Annotated in this window: 16 protein-coding genes; all 16 read left to right on the top strand. The window is 55.2% G+C overall.

The window, feature by feature from the left end; genetic code table 11:
• Positions 1–135: 135 nt before the first annotated feature.
• Entirely contained in the window at positions 136–1422 is a 1287-nt protein-coding gene (locus LOY42_RS19020; protein ID WP_258598823.1) for an oligosaccharide flippase family protein, read from the top strand.
• The gene (locus LOY42_RS19015; RefSeq protein WP_258598821.1) at positions 1419–2165 is read left to right on the top strand and encodes a methionyl-tRNA formyltransferase; all 747 of its coding nucleotides are present in this window, start codon (positions 1419–1421) and stop codon (positions 2163–2165) included. Before LOY42_RS19020 ends, LOY42_RS19015 begins: the two co-directional genes overlap by 4 nt.
• A 196-nt stretch (positions 2166–2361) precedes the next feature.
• Positions 2362–3321: a GNAT family N-acetyltransferase gene (locus LOY42_RS19010; RefSeq protein ID WP_258598819.1), complete on the top strand. Its 960-nt coding sequence runs from the start codon at positions 2362–2364 to the stop codon at positions 3319–3321.
• Entirely contained in the window at positions 3321–4712 is a 1392-nt protein-coding gene (locus tag LOY42_RS19005) for a polysaccharide deacetylase family protein (protein WP_258598817.1), read from the top strand. Before LOY42_RS19010 ends, LOY42_RS19005 begins: the two co-directional genes overlap by 1 nt.
• A gap of 168 nt (positions 4713–4880) precedes the next feature.
• A complete protein-coding gene (locus LOY42_RS19000) occupies positions 4881–6119 on the top strand; it encodes a lipopolysaccharide biosynthesis protein (RefSeq protein ID WP_258598815.1) in 1239 nt (412 codons plus the stop codon).
• 65 nt (positions 6120–6184) lie between these two features.
• Positions 6185–7639, top strand: a complete 1455-nt coding sequence (locus LOY42_RS18995; protein WP_258598813.1) for a hypothetical protein — start codon at positions 6185–6187, stop codon at positions 7637–7639.
• Between the two features lie 64 nt (positions 7640–7703).
• On the top strand, positions 7704–8843 hold the full coding sequence (locus tag LOY42_RS18990; protein ID WP_258598812.1) for a glycosyltransferase: 1140 nt from the start codon (positions 7704–7706) through the stop codon (positions 8841–8843).
• A 206-nt stretch (positions 8844–9049) separates the two neighbouring features.
• Entirely contained in the window at positions 9050–10174 is a 1125-nt protein-coding gene (locus tag LOY42_RS18985; RefSeq protein ID WP_258598811.1) for a glycosyltransferase, read from the top strand.
• A 240-nt stretch (positions 10175–10414) separates the two neighbouring features.
• The gene (locus LOY42_RS18980; protein WP_258598809.1) at positions 10415–12184 is read left to right on the top strand and encodes a hypothetical protein; all 1770 of its coding nucleotides are present in this window, start codon (positions 10415–10417) and stop codon (positions 12182–12184) included.
• A 16-nt stretch (positions 12185–12200) separates the two neighbouring features.
• Positions 12201–13430 (top strand): glycosyltransferase family 4 protein, encoded by a 1230-nt coding sequence (locus LOY42_RS18975; protein WP_258598808.1) that lies wholly within the window; start codon positions 12201–12203, stop codon positions 13428–13430.
• Positions 13427–14020, top strand: coding sequence for a sugar transferase (locus LOY42_RS18970; protein WP_258598807.1), 594 nt, complete (start codon positions 13427–13429; stop codon positions 14018–14020). The genes LOY42_RS18975 and LOY42_RS18970 overlap by 4 nt, the downstream gene beginning before the upstream one ends.
• Positions 14017–14652 (top strand): acetyltransferase, encoded by a 636-nt coding sequence (locus LOY42_RS18965; RefSeq protein ID WP_258598806.1) that lies wholly within the window; start codon positions 14017–14019, stop codon positions 14650–14652. Before LOY42_RS18970 ends, LOY42_RS18965 begins: the two co-directional genes overlap by 4 nt.
• 226 nt (positions 14653–14878) lie before the next feature.
• Complete coding sequence (locus LOY42_RS18960) at positions 14879–16054, top strand: DegT/DnrJ/EryC1/StrS aminotransferase family protein (protein WP_258598805.1); 1176 nt, start codon at positions 14879–14881, stop codon at positions 16052–16054.
• Positions 16055–16220: 166 nt separating this feature from the next.
• Entirely contained in the window at positions 16221–18215 is a 1995-nt protein-coding gene (locus tag LOY42_RS18955; protein WP_258601276.1) for a nucleoside-diphosphate sugar epimerase/dehydratase, read from the top strand.
• A 188-nt stretch (positions 18216–18403) separates the two neighbouring features.
• On the top strand, positions 18404–18598 hold the full coding sequence (locus tag LOY42_RS18950) for a hypothetical protein (protein ID WP_258598803.1): 195 nt from the start codon (positions 18404–18406) through the stop codon (positions 18596–18598).
• A gap of 106 nt (positions 18599–18704) precedes the next feature.
• On the top strand, positions 18705–19007 hold the full coding sequence (locus tag LOY42_RS18945) for a hypothetical protein (protein WP_258598801.1): 303 nt from the start codon (positions 18705–18707) through the stop codon (positions 19005–19007).
• Positions 19008–19147 lie beyond the last annotated feature (140 nt).

The raw sequence follows: 19147 nt of genomic DNA, 5'->3' as shown, positions 1-19147 counted from the left end.
GAGAGCTGGGTTTTTCCGGCGGCGCCATTGTCAGGAGCAGTTGATCTGTCTGGATGTGCTTCCTCTGAGCATGCTGGAGGCTGGAATGTACAGGGTTGCTGAAAAAAAGAGTTCGAAAGGATGATGGAATAACCCATGCGGCGCTTACTTCCACAAAGCGCGTATGCGCGCAATGTCATTACGCTGATGACCGGGACGGGGTTGGCCCAGGCAATACCTATTGCAGTCAGTCCGATACTGACCCGGATCTACAGTCCAGAGCAGTTTGGTCTATTTGCTCTGTTCATGGCAATTGCCTCGATAGCTGCGGTGTTGGTAACGGGGCGTTATGAGCAAGCCATTCTACTACCGAAGGAAGATCGCGATGCCATGCAAGTCGTCGCGCTGTCGACGCTGCTTAGTATGTTATTGAGTTTCACGCTGTTCGTTCTCGTCTGTTTTTTTAATGCTCCGATTGCCGAACTCCTTGGTAACCCTGCGGTAGCGCCTTGGCTCTACTGGATTCCCTTATCAACCTTGCTGATGGGGGGCTATCAAAGTCTGAGCTACTGGTGCAATCGCAAGGGGCAATATAAGCGTCTTGCTGTAAGCCGCACTTTGCAGAGTGGCTGTTCTTCAGGTGGGCAACTAGCAGGTGGGGCGCTGGGGGCGGGTGTCACTGGCTTGGTTTGGGGGCAGTTGATAGGGCAGTTGCTCGCGTTGTTGGCCTTGGCTCGCATGGTGTTGCGAGAGGATCGAAGCTTCGTGCGGGGTATCTGCCTTGGTCAAATGGCAGTGTGGGCGAAAAAGTACATAAACTTCCCGAAATTCCTCATTGCTGCACACGGTTTCAATACGGCGTCGAGTCAGATGCCGATTATGCTTCTTAGTGTCATGTTCAGTGCAAGTAGCGTAGGTTTTTATAATTTGACGCAGCGTGTACTGGGGGCGCCTATCACTCTAGTGGCCGGGGCGCTAGGGGATGTCTTTCGACAGGAGGCCAGTCGTGCTTATATAGATACTGGCAACTGCAAGCTTGTATATGTGAAGACGCTCAAGCGCTTACTGATAGTTTCGATTTTACCATTTTTTGCTTTCTTTCTTGTGGCGCCTGTTTTTTTTGCGTTGGTATTTGGTGAGCCATGGCGTGTTGCAGGCGAGTATGCGAGAATTCTGGTGCCGATGTTTTTTCTGCGCTTCGTTGCCAGTCCGCTGAGTATGGTTTTCATTGTAGCTGAAGCGCAAAAGCTGGATCTGGCATGGCAAGTCATGCTGTTCGTGCTGGTCGTTGTTGCATTTCTTGCTGGCTATTGGCTCGGGTCAGAATGGCTGGCGTTGGTGTTTTTCACTATTGCCTATTCATTTTGCTTTCTGGTGAACTTGCTGATTTCCTATCGCCTAGCGTGCGGTGGTTTTAATTTGCAAGGTGTGAGGTCTGCATGAGGGTGTTACTGATTACCCAAGGTGTTTCGCGATTGGTTGAACCGTTGTTCGAATCGTCACATGAGGTTGTCGGGGTCATTGAGTCCATGCCGCGAGACTATAGTATTTCGTTCTCGCAGCCTCCTTTGTTTCGATTTTTCAGCCTTGTCTACAAGCTTTTTACCCCGGCAGTCGTGAATTTAAAAGCTTACTGCCTGGCAAGGAAGACGCCTTATAATTATCTGTGCAAAGGGAGAGACGCCGAGGTTGCGCGATGGGTGGCGGACTTGAGTCCTGACGTCATCGTAGTCTTCAGTATGTCTCAGTTATTGAAGGAATCGCTGCTGTCGTTGCCCCGTCTTGGGGTGATAAATATGCACCCCTCCTACTTGCCAGCTTATCGAGGTCCTAACCCCGCATTTTGGCAATACTATGATATGGAGCTGAATCCAGGGGTTACGGTTCACTATCTCGATGCTGGTGAAGACACCGGGGATATTGTGGCGCAGCGGCGCGTACCGATTGCATTGGGAGAGAAATCGCCCGCTGTTCTTGACACGCTGATCGGCAAGGTGGGGGTTCCTCTGATGTTGGATGCGCTGAATGCGATTGAGCGTGGCAACGCCACGCGCACGCGGCAGGCTGTAAGCCCTACCCCCGGGCCCGTAATCTGCGAACCGACGAACATGGTACCATCATCGATTGGGCGCGTTGGCCCATCGAGCGTGTGTGGCACGTGCTACGTGGGACCGAGCTCTGGCTGAATGCCATCGCTCAGCCAACTGGCCTGTACATTGGGCATCGGTGGTGTGTTGAAGAGTTCATAAAGATTGAGCATTTAGACAAGGAAGGTTCGTTGGTCAGGTTTCAGGGAAGGCACTGCGTTGCCGCACGGGGTGGTTATATTTTTCTGTCGCGCAAGTTTAGTTTGAAGCGGCTGATTGTTGGTATTTTGCAGAGATGAGTACAAATAGAGATAAATACCGCGCGCTATGCTCACAGGAGTTGAGAATTCCTTTATTCAGCCAGGCCTGGTGGTTGGATGCAGTTGCTGGCGATGCGTGGGACGTTGCTTTGCTCGAACACGAGGGTGTCATAGTCGCGTCGCTTCCCTATGTCACACGCATGCGTTTTGGTTTGAGGCTTATCGGCCAGCCGATATTGACGCCGCATCTCGGGCCTTGGCTGCGTTCAGGTGAGGCCAGAAGTGCTCGTCGTTTGGCCAAGGAAAAAAATCTTCTGCAGGGTCTCTATCAGTCGCTGCCCGCCTATGCCCAATACAAACAGAATTGGTACTGTGAGCGCAACAATTGGCTGCCTCTGTATTGGTTGGGTTACGAGCAAAGTACGCGCTACACCTACCGAATTGAGCAGTTGGACGACCTGGAGGCCATATGGAGCGGCTTCGACACGAATATTCGAACCGACATCAGAAAAGCCGAAAAAAAATTTGCTGTTAAGGTGCGGACCGATTGCTCGTTTGAAAGTTTCCTTGCGTTGAACAAGAAGGTCTTCGACCGCCAGTCGCTGCAGGTCCCATACTCCAGTGAAGTAGCGTTGGGAATTCACGCGGCGGCGATGGCGCAAAATGCCTGCAAGCTGTTTGTGGCTGTCGATGACCAAGGTCGGGAGCATGCTGGCGTATTTATTCTCTGGGACAGCAATAGTGCCTATTATCTGCTCGGTGGTGGTGATCCGGACCTACGTAACAGTGGAGCGACCAGCCTATGCATGTGGCATGCCATCCAATTTGCCGCCACTGTCACCAGAAAATTTGATTTTGAAGGCTCAATGATCGAGCCGGTCGAGCGTTTTTTCCGTGGATTTGGTGCCACTCAGGCGCCGTACTCGGTGATCAGCAAGACCAATTCCAGAGTCATAAGAACCCTTCAATTCATAAGGACTATTAGGGCCGGTTGATGCGCGAACTCATGTCTTGGCACACTGCGGCGGCACTTCTCTGGTTGGAGGTAGTGCTGAAGGAGCGATTTGGGCAGCGCTTTTGGCTTCGCGTTGGAGATGGCAGTGCGCTGGTGATCAGTCGCCAGAGTGAACCCGGTGAAATTACGCTCGCGCTCGACGGTGCCACTTTTGTGCGCGCCGATTCTGATCTGCCCTGTACGAAGTGGAGCGGTAGTGCCGAAGGCTGGTCGACAGCCTTGCATGGTGAGTTGCCGGCACCGGGTGTATGCAGCCTCGATCTGCCATTGATCAGGGCAACAGGGCACGGATACCACATTGGCTACGATGTCCTGGGCTTTGTCTATTGGATGCTGACCCGTCAGGAAGAAATAGGTCGTTGCGACCTAGACAATCATGGGCGGTTTCCCGCGACTGCCTCACATGCCTATAGGCAGGGCTATCTGGAGCGCCCAATCGTTGACGAGTGGCTGCATGTGCTTGGCCAAGTAATACGTAAGGTCTGGCCTGGACTCAAACTCAGCAAGCATGCGTTCAGCGTTAAGTTGTCTCACGATGTCGATACGCCTAGCCTTTACGGCTTCAAGCCCTGGTCAATGATCGGGCGGATGATGGCGGGCGATCTGCTCAAGCGTCGCGACGTTCGCGCCTGTATAGCGGCTCCCCTGGTCAAACTGGGTACTCGTAAGGCACTGCACGCTGCTGATCCGTTCAATACCTTTGATTGGATCATGGATCAATCCGAGGCGCACAACCTGCGTAGCGCGTTCTATTTCATCTGCGGCCGAACGGATGCTCGGCGCGATGCCGATTACTATCCTGAGCATCCCGCCATCCGGCAGTTGATGCGTCGGATACACGCACGTGGGCACGAGATAGGCTTGCATCCCAGCTATGGCAGCTATCGCAATCCGCAGGTCATCTTGGATGAAGTCTCGCGATTACGTGGCATCGCCAGGGAAGAGGGGATTGTCCAGGCGCAGTGGGGAGGGAGAATGCATTACCTGCGCTGGCAGCAGCCTGTTACCTTGCGTGGCTGGGCTGATGCTGGCATGGACTACGACAGTACATTGGGTTATGCAGACCGTCCGGGTTTCCGGTGTGGTACGTGCTTCGAGTACCCCGCATTCGATCCGGTTGCCGGGCAAATACTGCCGCTGCGGATTCGGCCGCTCATTGCCATGGAATGCACGATTATCAGTTCGATGTACCTCGGTCTGGGGCTCGGTGAGCGAGCGCAGAAGAAATTCGATGAATTGAAGTCGGCCTGTGCTATGGTTGACGGCTGTTTCACCTTGCTTTGGCATAACTCGTCCTTCCACGAGCGTGCGCAGCGTGAACTGTATTGCAATGTTGCGAGAATGGATGTCAGCAACCGTGTGTCGATGTGATCCTGCTCCTGAGCATCTGTTTGCATCTCTGCAGACGACGGTTCTTGTCATGGATGCCCCGTAACCCGAACCGTGACAGTGGTTGATTGGGGGCTGTCGTGCGCCAAAGCAGCGCCGGGCTCATGTGTTGATGTGAATATGCCAAAGAATAGTTTTACCAGAAGCGTCATGACGTTGATGACCGGTACCGGTTTGGCTCAGGCGCTACCTATTGCATTAGCGCCTATCCTGACGCGGCTGTATACGCCCGAAGACTTCGGCATATTCGCCCTGTACGCCTCTATTTGTGCGATGCTGACGGTACTGGTCACCGGGAAGTACGACCTGGCCATCGTCGTACCCAAGTACGAAAACGAGGCGGTCAATCTGGTTGCGTTGGCGTTGTTGCTTAGCTTGTCGATCAGCCTGCTGCTGATGGCTCTTCTGGTGATCAGCGACAACGCCATCGTTACGCTGCTAGGCCATCCCGCCATTGGACCATGGCTGTACCTAGTGCCCTGTGCCACCTTTATTCTCGGGTGCTATTACGCGCTGAATTTTTGGGCTAATCGCCACGGTTACTATAAAAATATGGCGGTCAGTCGAGTGGTGCAAAGTGGCTGTGCGGGTGTAGTGCAACTGATGGCAGGGCTGGCCAGGTTCGGATTGGCAGGCTTGATTGTCGGTCAGTTGCTAGGGCAGTTCGTTTCGGTACTGTTTTTTTTCGTTTCTTATCGTCAGGAGGGCCGCGGGAAGCTTCGGCGCGTCAACTTCATTCGCATACTGTGCGTTGCACGCAAGTATAAAAGCTATCCCAAATTCATGGTTCCGGGGCAAGTCATGAATGTGGGGGCGAATGAGCTACCCCTGCTGTTGCTTACCGTGCTTTACGGCCCTAGTGTTGCGGGTTTGTATTCGCTTGCCCAGCGCGTCATGACTGCGCCGTTGAGTCTGTTTGCCAATGCCATTGGTGATGTGTACCGGCAGCGTGCGGCCGAGGAGTTTGTGGCGCGCGGGGAATGCTTGGGTATATTTCTGTTTTCGTTCAAGCGCCTGTTTTTCTATGCGTTTCTGCCGATGGTGCCAATACTGCTGTTCGGGCCAGATATTTTTGCGTTTGTGTTCGGTGAGACCTGGCGTGGCGCTGGTGAAATCGCTGCGGTAGTCGCGGTGCTCATGTTCTTTCAGACGCTTTCTCTGCCGTTGAGCAATACCCTGCTGTTGCGAGGTTGGTTGATGCTGGACTCAATCTGGCAATTGCTTCGGGTGTTGTCGGTGGTGGCGGTGTTTTATATATCTGATTCATTAGGCGGAAGTTACAAGTTGGCAATTGTTGCATACGTGTGTGTGGTTTCGTTTTTTTATATGGTTCATTCCTTTTTGCAGTACAAGGCGGCGCGTGGAAGCGTCGTTGATGTCGTGGCGTAGGGGCGTGTGCGGGCACATGTTCGTAGGTTCGCTGAGTGCAATGAAAATTCGGTAGGGACGCAAAAGTGACGGCATTGCAGATGAATACAGATCAACGCGACGCAAGCAACCTGCGTTTGGATAAAGCTCCTTGGTTGAACAAAAGCTTTTGGGCTGGCGTTGCGCTGGCGTTCCCCTTTTATGCGGAGTTTTTTTCTTTGCGTTGGCTGCTGGTCGGCCTTCTGCCTTTTATTCTGCTGGCCTTTCTCTGGCGCCGTCCTGTCAAGTTCCCCTCTGCTGCAATTTTGCCGATGGTGCTGTTGATCAGCCTTCATGTCGTTGCATTGGGCGTTACCGACACGGCATATGCGCACCTAGTCATTAAAGAACTGATCATAGCGTCTGGCCTGTTGTTTATTTATTTTTTAGCCGGCGAGGACGTGTCGAAAGGCTTTTTTGCGGTGCTGATACCATTGGGTTTGGTTACCGCCTTGTTTGGGCTTGCCAAGGCTGCCCTGCTGTACCGAGGTTACCTGATTGGTTTTCTGCTCGATAGTTGTGGCAGTTATCCCGCGGGTTCTGCGTTGTGCGTTAACTACAATAATCTTGGTTTTCTTTGGTTGGTTGCGGCTTTAGGCTGTGTGAGGAATCGACTCTGGTTCGGCTTGCCGATTTTGATTGCTGCAGGTGCACTTTCGAGTTCCCGAAGATTTCTCGTGCTCATGGTGTTCCTGCCGTTCGTGATGGTGCTTCTGGAGGGGCGGGCAGCATGGCTCAGGGCATCGCTTTTGGTCGTGGTGAGTACGTTGGCAGTTTACGCAATTGCCGACAGTGAGTCGTTCGAGCGATTCAGGTACGGAAAAGAGCCTTACTCTAAGATTTTAAGCTTCGATAAAGAAAAATTAAGCGGAAGTGCAAAAGAAGAGTTAAGTGCGGGTGCGAGCGCGGAAACAGAGTTGAGTGCAGGTACAGGTACAGGTACAGGTACAGGTACAGGTACAGGTACAGGTACAGGTACAGGTACAGGTGCAGGTGCAATCGCGGAAGCAGAGTTGAGTTTGGGGGCAGCTGCGGACGCGAAAGCAGAGTCAAGTCCAGGTGCTGGTGCGAACGCGATTATCAAGATCAATCGTTCTGCACCATCCGCGATGTTGGGTACCATGTCGGACGGGGCATTGGGTGCGGGGTCCCGTTTAAGTTACTGGAAGTTGGCCTTCTCAAACCTGGGGTTACTGCCGCAGGGCTGGCGTCATCATGAGCTTTTTTCCTGCACATTCTCCTCCTGTGATAAGTTTCATTATCCGCACATGGCCATCATGACCGAATGGTTGATTGGTGGGTTCTTTTTTGGACTTGTTGCAGTTGCGTTCTATGTGTGGCCGTTGTGGGTGGTTTGGCGCCAGGGGAGTGTTATTCATATCGCCTTGCTGATGATGGCTCTGCCATACTCCCTGATTTCAGGCGACACAGTATTTTCTTTGCCAGGCGTTGTTGCCAGTCTGCTCGTGGCGTTGAGTTCCGTGCCGAGGCGGAGCCTGTAGCACCGGCTGGTATGGGGGTCTGTGCTGTATATAAATTATAAGACTTTTCGTGTTTAGGTTCGTGATGAAGAAAGTTTTTCATTTGACGCATACTGATATCCGCTCCGATTCGCGCATATTGAAAGAAATGGACGTACTCGGCAGGGCCGGGTATGCGGTGAGTGGTGTTGGTATTATGCGGGATGAGGCGACAGCAATAGCTGATCAATCGGTGCGTGCGGAAGTCGCTTCGCTTGACATTCGGTCTAGAAAGCTGACGTTTGTGCCGCGCGCGCTCAAACATGCTCTGATTTTTCTCGAATTCTTTGCAAGAGTATTGCCGCGTGTCATTCGCATGCGGCCTGACGTCATTCATTGTCACGATACGTTGGTCTTGCCACTGGGCTGGCTGCTCAAAGGTATCACGCGGGCGCGGCTTGTTTATGATGCTCATGAGCTGGAGTCGAACCGAAATGGTATCGCGCCAATACAGGGGAAACTGACCCTGCTAGTCGAAAAGTTAATATGGCGCTTCGTCGACACGCTTATTGTAGTGAGTCCTTCAATCGAGCGTTGGTATCACGACAATTTAGGTCAGAAGCCCTCGGCAGTGATACTTAATTCTCCGGTATTCGCGGCGGGCTCTCAGTTTGAGGGCGAGTATTTGCGAACGCGCTTTTCTATACCCTCAGACAAAAAAATCTTTATATATGTCGGCATTCTTGTGAAGGGGCGCGGCATTGATTTGCTGGTCGATGCCTTCAGCGACCCACGGGTTAATGCGCATATCGTATTCATGGGCTATGGAGCGCTGCACGGTGAGCTTGCTCAACGGGCTTCTGAAAGGCCAAACGTGCATGTGCACGAGGCTGTGCCACACGCGCAGGTGGTACCGATTGTGCAGTCGGCTGATGTCGGTCTGTGCATGATCCAGAATGTTTCTTTGAGCAGCTACTATTGTTTGCCAAATAAGCTATTCGAATATTGCTTTGCCGGTATTCCCGTGCTCGCATCGGACTTTCCTGATATTCGAGCGGTGCTTCAGGAGTATGGCATCGGCGAGTGCTGTGAGCTTGAGGTCGGCAGCATTCGTGAGGCTGTGCTGAGGATGGAAGGCTCCCAAGACAGGTTTGAGTTTGCTGATCTCCGGCCTCTGAGCTGGCAGGCACAGGAGCGGAAGCTGTTGGCGTTGTATCAGCGGATGCTAGTCGGCGCGCATGGGTAAGGTTGTCAGTTTGGTCAGGTTTTTCAATCGCGTTGCGTGATGCTAGGGTGGAAAGTGTCAAGAGATGATCGCTCGAAATCCGAGGTTGACGCGATGAGGTTTTAGTTCTGGCGCGGTGGTTTGCGCGTTGATGCGGGTTTCGGTTTCTGGTTTACTGTAGTGCTTTGATTAATTAGCGCTTTCATGATATTTGCTTAAGAAAATATATGAAAAAGATCTTACACTTGACTCATACAGACATCGCATCGGACTCTCGAGTTCTCAAGGAAATGGGGGCTTTGGTAGCGGCTGGGTACAAAGTCAATGGCGTAGGTGTTGCGCTGAACGAAGGGGCGCATCAGTCTTCGGTGCAGTTTGAAAGTCAAATAAAAGCCATCAAAACCATATCGCGTAAGCTGTTGTTCTTGCCGAGAACGCTTAGGCACATTGCTTCACTTATCGAACTGGTTTTCAAGATGCTGCCCTATGCTATCTGGCAGCGCCCGAATGTTGTGCATTGCCATGACACGTTAGTTCTACCTCTAGGTGTCGTGGTCAAGCTGCTGACCGGGGCAAAGCTCGTTTATGACGCACATGAACTCGAGTCCGATCGTAACGGCCTTAGCCGCATGCAGGGCGCGTTGACGTTTGGCGTGGAGAAGCTGTTGTGGCGTTTCGTGGACGCCTTGATCGTCGTGAGTCCCTCCATCGAGTCCTGGTATCGGGAGAGGTTTGGGCCCAAGCCTACAGCGGTCATACTCAACTCACCGCTTATTTCACAAGCCGGCACGCACAACCAGGATTACCTGCGCGAAGTCTTTTCCATCCCCAAGCAGCACAAGATTTTCATCTACGTTGGCATCCTCGCCCGTGGGCGTGGCATCGACCTGCTGACCGAAGCTTTCAGTGCTCCCGACGTGTCGTCGCACATTGTGTTCATGGGCTATGGCGACTTAGGCAGCGAGTTGAAGCACAAGGCTGCGGAGTACCCGAATATTCACGTGCATGCAGCGGTACCGCATGCCCAGGTTGTTCCGATTGTGCAATCTGCTGATTTTGGGCTATGTCTCGTCCAAAATGTCTCGTTAAGTGATTATTACTGCTTGCCAAACAAGCTTTTTGAGTATTGCTTTGCCGGCATTCCTGTGTTGGCCTCTGATTTTCCCGACATCAGTGCCGTGATTTCGGAGTATGGCATCGGCCAGTGCTGTAAACTGGACGTCGACAGTATCAGGGACGCCATACGGGCTTTGGAAAGTTCTAAGGTGAGCTTCCGGTTCTCGGATCTGTACCCTTTGAGCTGGCAGGCGCAAGAGCACAAACTACTTACGCTGTACCAGCAGGCCCTATAAGGGGCAAATTGATGAGATACAGGTTGGGTATGCACCGGTTGTGTTGAAGGTGTTCCATTACGATGTCCGGGGGCAAATCGTCTTGCTCGGGAGTATTGATGTGGGGGCTTCAACACGCTTCGTCTGCCAGCTAGATCACAACCCGCCTTTCGCGTGGTGGGATAACTAATTGATACGGGCTGCAATATGTGTGGAATTTTTGGCTACATCGGCAAGGAAAAAGTCAACAAGGAAAGTCTGATGACTCTGGCGCTGCATGCCAGGCAGCGTGGTCGTGACTCCAGCGGCCTGATCTACGCGGATGGCGCGGGCTACCAGGTGAGCAGGGCCGACTACGACATCAAGAAGTTGATCTCGCAGGTCAAGCCTTTCGATTCCGCCTTTGTCTTCGGCCACAGCCGGCTGATCACCAATGGCCTTGCCGACAACCAGCCCGTCGTGCGCGGCGGTGTTTGCGTGATCCACAACGGAATCATCGTGAACGACGCCGATGTATGGAATCACATCAAGCCCAAGCGAACCCTCGAGATCGACAGCGAGGTGATCGCCGCGATCACCGAGCAGCATCTGGAAGAAGCAGGCGACACGCTTGAAGGCCTGGCGGAAAAGGTCCTGGCGCTGTGCGTCGGTGTCATCGCCTGCGCGATCGTCGTGCCGCGCCTGGGCAAGGCCGTGCTGTTCTCCAATAACGGCAGCCTGTATGTCGGCACGGTGGAGGGCGGGCGTTGTTTCTCCTCGGAGCGCTTCCCACTCACCCAGGTTGGCTGCAGCGACATTCTCCAGGTCAGGGAGAAAGCCGTAGTCATTGATCTGCCAGCGGCTTCGGACATTCGCGTGTCCGACAACAATCAGCGCGTTCACAACCTGATTCCACCCTTCCAGTTCATCACCTCCGAAGAAAAGCAACTGCTCTACCCGCAGCCCAACCTGCGTCGCTGCACCCGTTGCATCCTTCCTGAGACCATGCCGTTCATCACCTTCGATGCCGAAGGTGTCTGCAACTACTGCCACAACTACAGCCCTCGCAACGTGCCCAAGCCGAAAGAGGAACTGTTCAATCTGGTAGAGGGCTATCGCCGTGCGGGTGTTACTGACTGCATCGTGCCGTTCTCGGGAGGACGCGACAGCTGCTACGGGTTGCACCTGATCGTCAAGGAACTGAAGATGAACCCGGTCACCTATACCTACGACTGGGGTATGGTCACCGACCTGGGGCGGCGCAACATCAGCCGGATGAGTGCCGAGCTGGGTGTCGAGAACATCATCGTCGCAGACGATATCGCCCAGAAGCGCCGCAACATCGCCATCAACCTCAAGGCGTGGCTCAAGGCACCGCACCTGGGCATGATCAGCATCCTGACCGCTGGCGACAAACACTTCTTCCGTCATATCGAGACGGTCAAGCAGCAGACCGGCGTCAGCCTGAATCTGTGGGGTGTCAACCCTCTCGAAGTCACTCACTTCAAGGCCGGGTTCCTCGGTGTGCCGCCCGCGTTCGAAGAAAAGCGGGTCTACATGCACGGCTGGCGCAAGCAGATGGAGTACCAGAGCCTGCGCTTCAAGGCGATGCTCAAGAGCCCCGGCTACTTCAACAGCTCGCTGTGGGACACCTTGTCGGGCGAGTACTACCGCAGCTTCACCGAGAAGAAGGACTACTACCACATCTTCGACTACTGGCGTTGGGACGAGAAGACCATCGACGACACCTTGATCAACGATTACGGTTGGGAGTTGGCGGTGGATACCAGCACTACCTGGCGGATCGGAGATGGTACGGCCGGCCTGTACAACTACATCTACTACCTTGTGGCCGGATTCTCCGAGCACGACACGTTCCGCAGCAACCAGGTACGCGAAGGCGAAATCACTCGTGAGCGTGCCCTTGAACTGGTGCGTGAGGAGAACCGCCCGCGTTACCAGAATATCCGCTGGTACCTGGATGCGCTGGGCATGGACTTCACCGAGGTAATCAAGATCGTCAATTCCATTCCCCGCCTTTACAAAGATTGATGAGCTGTTTGCCTAGATGAACAAGACGATCTGGTATGTAACGAAGTACTTTTCTCCCAAGACCGCCACCAGCCCCGGAGGACGGGGCTGGTTCCTGGTGGACGAAATGAGGCGCGCCGGCTATCAAGTCGTTGTGATCAGCTCGGACTCCAATAATCTGGTGGATCTTCCGGTGCTGAAGGGCCGGGTTACGGTGCAAGAAACCGATGGGGTCAAGATCGTCTGGCTGAAGACGATGAAGTACTCGGTCGCCAAGTCCCTGCGCAGGATCCTGAGTTGGTTCCATTTCGAGTGGAATCTGTTCTGGCTCAACAAGCGCGCATTGCCGCGCCCGGACGTGGTGATCATTTCCAGTCTGTCATTGCTGACCATCGTCAATGGCTTGCTGATGCGCTTCAAGTATGGGTGCCGCCTGGTGTTCGAGGTTCGGGACATATGGCCGCTTACCATCGTCGAGGAAGGTGGCTTCAGCAACGCAAACCTGTTTGTGAAGGGATTATCTTGGCTGGAGCGGCTCGCCTACCGGAAGTCCGATGCCATCGTGGGTACCATGCCGAACCTGGCCGCTCATGTCCGGGCGGAGCTGGGCCACGATCGGCCGGTCTACTGCGTGCCGATGGGCGTCAGCCAGGAACATCTGAACGATGTGGCAGAGGTTCCAGCGGACTATGCCGAGCGCTATCTGGGCAGTGACAAGTTCAAGGTGGTGCATGCTGGCACTATCGGCATCACCAACGCCCTGGACGTTTTTTTCGAAACGGCCAGGGCCATGCGCGAGCACGCGGACGTCGAGTTTGTGATCGTCGGTGATGGTGCGTTACGGGAAAGCTACCAGAAGCAGTATGGCGATCTGTCCAATCTCGTGTTTGCACCAAAGGTTCCGCGCAACATGGTCCAGTCGGTGCTGTCCGAGGGCGACCTGCTGTACTTCTCGGTGCACGACTCGAAGGTCTGGGATTACGGACAGTCGTTGAACAAGGTCATCGACTACATGCTCGCGGCCAAACCTGTGGTGGCCTCTTACAATGGCTACCCATCGATGATCAATGAAGCGGACTGCGGTGTATTCGTACCGGCGAACAATGTCGGTGCCGTGGTAAGTGCGATTGTCGATATGAAATCGAAAAGTGCCGAGGAGCGCGCCCAGATGGGCATACGCGGGCGCCAATGGTTGTTGCAGAATCGAAACTATTCGACCCTGGCCAACGATTACCTCTCGATACTGTTTCAGGGCAATGCCAAGTGAAGCGCCTGGTTGATGTCGTACTGGCCTCGCTTGGCCTGCTCGTGCTTGCGCCTGTCATCCTGTTGGTCGCGATTGCGATTCGCAGGCGTTTGGGTTCGCCGGTCATTTTTTCCCAGGTCCGTCCGGGATTGCATGGCAAACCGTTCAAGATGGTGAAGTTCCGTACCATGCGTGATGCGTTCGACACCGATGGCAACCCGTTGCCAGACGCGCAGCGCATGACACCTTTCGGGAATTTCCTACGTGCCAGCAGTCTCGACGAGTTGCCGGAATTGTGGAATGTCCTCAAGGGCGACATGAGCCTGGTTGGCCCACGCCCTTTGCTGATGGAGTACCTGCCGCTCTATAGCTCCGAACAGTACCGGCGTCATGAGGTGCGGCCGGGTATCAGCGGCTGGGCCCAGGTCAATGGCCGCAATGCCTTGAGCTGGGAAGACAAGTTCGACCTGGACGTCTGGTATGTGGACAACCGTTCATTGACGCTGGATCTCAAGATCATTTTCCTGACCCTGAAGAAGGTGGTCATTCGCGAGGGAATCAATGGCGCCGGCGAAGCGACCATGTCCAAGTTCACTGGTAAACGCCCATGAAGCGTCTCGCGATTCTCGGTGCCAGTGGGCATGGCAAGGTAGTGGCCGATACCGCGCAATGCTGTGGCTGGCAGGCGGTGGAGTTTTACGATGACGCCTGGCCAGTGCGGCAATGCAATGGCCCCTGGCAAGTTGCGGGTGACAGCGCCTTGCTGCGCGAGCGCCTGCATGAGTACGACGGCGTGGTGGTGGCCATCGGCAACAACCCGATCCGTTTTCGCAAGCTGCTTGAGCTGGAATCGGCAGGTGGTCGGTTGTGCACGTTGATACATCCTGCGGCGACCGTCAGCCGTCACGCACTGATCGGCAAGGGGACGGTGATCTTTGCCGGGGCGGTTGTGAACGCCGATGCACAGGTCGGGCCCGGCAGCATTCTCAACACTGGATGCAGTGTGGATCATGACTGCGTGCTCGGGGACGGTGTGCATATCAGTCCCGGCGCGCACCTTGCCGGTGGCGTCAGGGTCGGCGATTTGAGCTGGGTTGGCATCGGTGCTAGTGTTCGTCAGCTTGTAACAATTGGTGTGTCCGTTACGGTGGGTGCAGGCGCTGCGGTCACGACCGATGTCTTGGACGGATTGACCGTAGTGGGCGTTCCTGCCAGGCCCCTGGCAGGTCGGACTGCGACTTAGCGTCGTTGCACACCGGTCGCTGCCGATTCTTCTTGTCTCCAAGCCGTACCTGGCGCAACCTCCTGGATTGGCTGGCCGAGAAGCATTCGCGCAAGAGTTGTCGGTAAAGGTGGCCGCCAAGGTTGCGTGTGGCTGCCGAGGTTTTCGAGATGTGCAATGGAATTCAACTGAGGGGCGACCTGTGCGCAACCCCTCTATTTCGACCAAATACTGAAGAGCCTCAATTGTGTTGAACACTTCCTTCTCCCCATGGCCTTCCTTTACCGAGGAAGAGGCGAACGCGGTACGCGACGTGATTCTGTCCAATAAGGTCAATTATTGGACGGGACAGGCGTGCCGGGAGTTCGAAAAGGAATTTGCTGCCTGGGCGGGTACCGAACATGCGGTAGCGTTAGCCAATGGAACGGTGGCGCTGGATGTGGCCCTCGAGGCGCTGGGCCTGGGGGCAGGAGACGAGGTGGTGGTCACCCCTCGGACCTTCCTGGCGTCGGTGTCTTCGATCGTCAATGCCGGCGCGGTCCCGGTTTTCGCCGAAGTGGATCGTGACTCACAGAACATTACTGCGCAGACGATCGAAGCGGTACTGACGCCGCGCACCAGGGCGGTGATCTGCGTGCATCTGGCGGGTTGGCCATGTGACATGGACCCGATCATGGCATTGGCTGAAAAACACGGCCTGAAGGTCATCGAAGACTGCGCCCAGGCCCATGGCGCCCATTATAAAGGGCGCCCGGTGGGGTCGATCGGACATGTGGGAGCCTGGTCCTTCTGCCAGGACAAGATCATGACCACGGGCGGCGAGGGCGGCATGGTCACGACCAATGACCGGGCGCTGTGGTCGCGCATGTGGTCGTTCAAGGATCATGGCAAGAGCTGGGAGGCGGTCTACGAGCGCCAGCACGCCCCCGGCTTCCGCTGGGTGCATGAAAGCTTCGGGACGAACTGGCGGATGCTCGAAGTCCAGGCGGTGATCGGGCGGATCCAGTTGCGCAGGATGGCGGACTGGCAGGCCAGTCGACTGGCCAACGCTCGGCGAATCTGGAGTACGGCTGCGCAATTGCCCGGCCTGCGCGTGCCATCGGTACCCCATGACATCATCCATGCCGCCTACAAGTGTTATGTCTTCGTCGAAACGTCTGCACTCAAGGAGGGCTGGAGTCGGGACCGCATACTAGGCGAAATCACCGCCCAGGGCGTCCCTGCGTTTTCTGGTTCGTGTTCGGAGGTCTATCTGGAGAAAGCCTTCGATGGCACCGACTGGCGGCCTGAGCCGGGCTTGCCCGTAGCCCGGGAGCTGGGAGAAAACAGCTTGATGTTCCTGGTACATCCAACCCTGACGGACGATGAGATCAGCAAAACGTGCGACGTGCTGCGCAATGTTTTGCAGCAGGCAAGTTTGTAAGCGATTCAAGGTACACGACCCGTCGGAGTGAAGGTTGGCATCGCCTGCCTTCAGCTGACGTGTTCGATGCCGATGTGTGTCAGGCAATCTACTTGATGCTGTCGGCCGCTGCCTGGCCAACACGGTATAACATCCGCGGGAAGCGGAAGCGGGACGAACTCTGATGATGGATAAATTGAGGGCTGCCCTCCTGGGCCTGCCTCGTCGAAAAAAACGCGCATTGCAAGTGGTGGTGGACCTGCTGCTGGTCTGGTGCGCGCTGTGGATGTCGTTCATCGTCCGCCTGGGCTTTGAGGATGCGGGCAATCCGATGCTCAGTCACCCATGGCTGTTCGCTGCCGCGCCGCTGATTGCCATTCCCACGTTCATCCGCTTCGGCATGTATCGAGCTGTCATGCGTTATTTCGGCAACGACGCCTTGATCGTCATCTTCAAGGCGGTGGGGTTGTCGTCGCTGGCGCTGGCGCTGGTGGTCTATTGGTACAGCAACCATGCGACCCTGGTGCCGCGCTCGATCATCTTCAACTACTGGTGGCTGAGCATGGTCATGCTCGGTGGACTGCGCCTGATCATGCGCCAGTATTTCCTTGGCGACTGGTTCTCGACGGTGAAGCATGTCCCGTTTGCCAGCCAGGACGACGGTTTGCCGCGGGTGGCGATCTATGGTGCCGGGGCTGCGGGCAATCAACTCGTCGCTGCCTTGCGCATGGGGCGTACCATGCGTCCAGTGGCCTTCATTGATGATGACCCGGATATCGCCGAGCGGGTGATCTCCGGCCTGCACGTCTACAAATCGCGCAATATCCAGCGACTGATCAATGTCACCGGCGCCCAGGAAGTGCTCATGGCCATACCGTCGGCCAGCCGCGGACGACGTCGCGAGATTCTGACCTATCTTGAGGCTTTCCCGCTGCATGTGCGCAGCGTGCCGGGGCTGATGGATCTTGCCAGTGGCAGGGTCAAGGTCGACGACATCCAGGAAGTCGATATCGCCGACCTCCTGGGGCGCGATGCCGTGCCTCCGCAGGAAGGCCTGCTCGAACGTTGCATCACCGGGAAGGTGGTGCTGGTGACAGGGGCGGGAGGCTCCATAGGTTCAGAACTCTGCCGGCAGATTCTCGAACTGGGTCCCACCACGCTTTTGTTGTTCGAGCACAGTGAATTCAACCTCTACAGCATACTTGCCGAGCTGGAACAACGTTGCCAGCGAGAGGCATTGACTGTTCATGTGCTCCCCATACTGGGGTCGGTACGTGACCAGGGCAAGCTGCTGCATATCATGCGTACATGGCATGTGGAAACCGTCTATCACGCGGCAGCCTACAAGCATGTGCCGATGGTCGAGCACAACATCGCCGAGGGTGTGCTCAACAATGTGATCGGAACCTTGCATGCTGCCCAGTCAGCCTTGCAGGCTGGAGTGTCTAATTTCGTCCTGATTTCGACCGACAAGGCCGTGCGTCCTACCAATGTAATGGGCAGCAGTAAGCGCTTGGCTGAAATGGTCCTGCAGGCATTGAGCCGGGAGAGCTCGGTGACGCTCTGGGGGGACAGGAATGCTATTCCGCATATCAACTCCACGCGTTTCACCATGGTGCGTTTCGGCAATGTGCTGGGTTCTTCCGGCTCGGTGATTCCGCTGTTCCGTCAACAGATCAAGTCCGGCGGGCCGATGACCGTGACGCACCCGAAGATCACCCGATACTTCATGACCATCCCGGAAGCTGCGCAGTTGGTGATCCAGGCCGGGTCCATGGGGTTGGGAGGGGATGTCTTCGTGCTGGACATGGGGGAGCCGGTCAGGATCGTCGAGCTGGCGGAAAAGATGGTGCATCTTTCAGGGCTCAGTGTCCGTTCGGAGCGAAACCCGACGGGAGACATCGCTATCGAGTTCACCGGTTTACGGCCGGGTGAAAAATTGTACGAAGAGCTACTGATCGGGGACAACGTGGAAGCGACAAGGCATCCGATGATCATGAGTGCCCACGAGGATTACCTTGCCTGGGATACCCTCAAGGCGCGCCTTGACCAATTGGTGGCCGCAGTGTCCGAAGATGACTATGCACGAGTACGGCAACTGCTGCGTGAGGTGGTGAGCGGTTACTCGCCAGATGGGGAAATCGTCGACTGGATCTACCAGCAACGGCGACTCGACCCTTGAGCGTCACCGCTGAGCCTGGAAAGCCCGACTGTATGTCGGGCTTTTTTTTGCTTCTGCTCGATTACACTTTTTCACAATTCGACGGCGATTGGTATGATGGGGCCAGGAGCTGCTCCAAAAAATGGCAAAGGAGGTGTCAGACAAGAATCCGTCGATGAGGTGATAAGGAGAAGTCAGGGTGGGTGTTGATGTTTAAGCGTGTGTGCGGTTTTTTGGCTGTATTGGTGCTGGCGGGTTTGTTTCTGGTGTATGCCCTGAGTGGTCCGCAAGGCAGTGATGACGTCAAACAGTCTCCGGTTGTGTTCTGGCAATCATATTCACAAAGTCCCGAAACTGGAGTGCATGAATTTGTCGAAGGGCAGTTCGACTACCAAATCGAGTGACTAACCTCTCCTTCCGAGGCGTTCCATACCGGCTACGCCTTCATTCATGAAGGCAATCTGTACCTGGACGATCTCGGTAATCATATCCAGTACCGCGTGCTGGGCGATGGCAGTTATCGGCAAGTTGAACTGCATCGGCACGATGAATATCGAGCTTTCAAGCATGTCTTCAGCTTTGACTACGAGACTGGCGAGGTCGGCATGCCCGAGTTCCGGGAACCGGCCCTGTGAACATATTCAGGTGAAGGTCGGTACGTTCCCTTATGTCTATGCCAATGCCAATGCCAACGGTGCGGTCATTACCGTCACCAATTACGGCGACGCTCTGCTTTTCAGGCGCGGAAAGTGGTGCCGCATGTCAATGGAAAACGACGTCTATGCCTGTGCGCGGCCGGCCTCGAGCCGTTGACCCATCCCCGGGAAATCCAGTTCTACAGTTCCGTGGCCTACCGGGGCAAGCAATTGCTTGGTGAGTGGCCGACCGGGCGGATCTACGAATTCGATGGAACACAACTCAAACCTTCGGACATGACGCCCCCCGGATTGCGG

The sequence above is a fragment of the Pseudomonas sp. B21-023 genome (genome assembly GCF_024749165.1).
Classification (GTDB): Bacteria; Pseudomonadota; Gammaproteobacteria; order Pseudomonadales; family Pseudomonadaceae; genus Aquipseudomonas.
This window is presented reverse-complemented; position numbering and strand designations above follow the sequence as displayed.